We start from the raw sequence: 1,147 nt of genomic DNA, 5'->3' as shown, positions 1-1,147 counted from the left end.
GCCGAGTCCGTGGTTGAGAAGCTACAGCGTACAAAGAAACCGCCCGTAGAGGCGCAAAAGGAAAAGCTTCAGTCCCTTGTGGATAAGACGAAGCGACTGCTCGGTCAAGCCAAAGAAGTCATTGGTGGAAATCGAATCATTCCGGACCGCATCATTAGCATTCATGACGCCGAGGCTCGGCCGATCAAAAAAGGCAAACTCGCCAAGAAGGTTGAGTTTGGGTATAAGGTTCGCATCGATGAAACGGAGAGCGGATTTGTGACTGGGTATGCGGTGTATACAGGTAATCCGTCGGACAACGATTTGCTCATCCCGGCTGTGCAGCATCACAAAGAGATATTCGGTTCTGCGCCTCACGCAGTTGCGACGGACCGAGGGTTCAGCAGTCGTAAGAATGAACGAGCATTGCAAGAAGAATTTGGTGTTCGGTATGTGAGTACGCCATTTCGAGGCAAGAAAGGCAAGGCACGAACCGAGCTAGAGCGAGCGCATTGGTATCGGAACTTGCAGCGATTCCGAGCCGCGGGTGAAGCAAAGATAGCCCTTCTGAAACAAAAGTACGGATTGGGCCGCAGTCGATTCCGGGGACACTCGGGCACATCGGCATGGGTTGGATACGGAATCATGGCCCACAATCTGAGGAGAGCGGCCCAAGTGGGTCGCTAACAGGAAACAAAAGGTATAAATGAAACGGACACTCCTGAGAAATCCCAATCTGACCACTTCAGTTGCAGAGCGGAAACTCAATGGAGGACTTTTTCAGGGGCCACTATCTAACTCTAGGAGCTTTGCAGAGTTGGAGGAGGGCGTGGAAAAGGCCGTCAAAGTGAGCGCACGCAGTCTGCTGTCACAGGCCTTGGAGGCCGTGGATGAACAGCTAACGCGCTGTCGGGACAAAGATCGCTTGGAGGTGGTCAACCGGAAACAGCGTACGATTGTGACCACTGTCGGAGAAGTGACGTTTTGGAGGCGGTACTACAGGGATCGACAAACCGGCCAGGGATGTTGTTTGCTGGACGAGCACTTAGGTCTCACGCCGCGGCAGCGAGTATCCCCTCGGTTGCGGGAGAAGGCGGTTGCGTTGGCTGTGGAGATGCCCTATCACCGGGCGGAAAAAGTCCTCCAGGAGTTCGTGCCGAGTGTTAGT

Annotated in this window: 2 protein-coding genes; both read left to right on the top strand. The window is 53.9% G+C overall.

Annotation, left to right across the window (positions count from 1 at the left end):
* Positions 1-666 (top strand): transposase (locus tag AK2_RS16240; RefSeq protein WP_157076406.1); only part of this gene is annotated, 666 nt, incomplete at its 5' end.
* 19 nt (positions 667-685) lie between these two features.
* Positions 686-1,147, top strand: a 462-nt coding sequence (locus AK2_RS16235; RefSeq protein WP_281180684.1) for a UPF0236 family transposase-like protein, incomplete at its 3' end; no start/stop codon positions are given.

This window comes from Alicyclobacillus kakegawensis NBRC 103104, from assembly GCF_001552655.1.
Taxonomy (GTDB): Bacteria; Bacillota; Bacilli; order Alicyclobacillales; family Alicyclobacillaceae; genus Alicyclobacillus_G; species Alicyclobacillus_G kakegawensis.
Note: the sequence above shows the minus strand (reverse complement) of the source record. Positions and strands in the feature narration are given on the sequence as shown.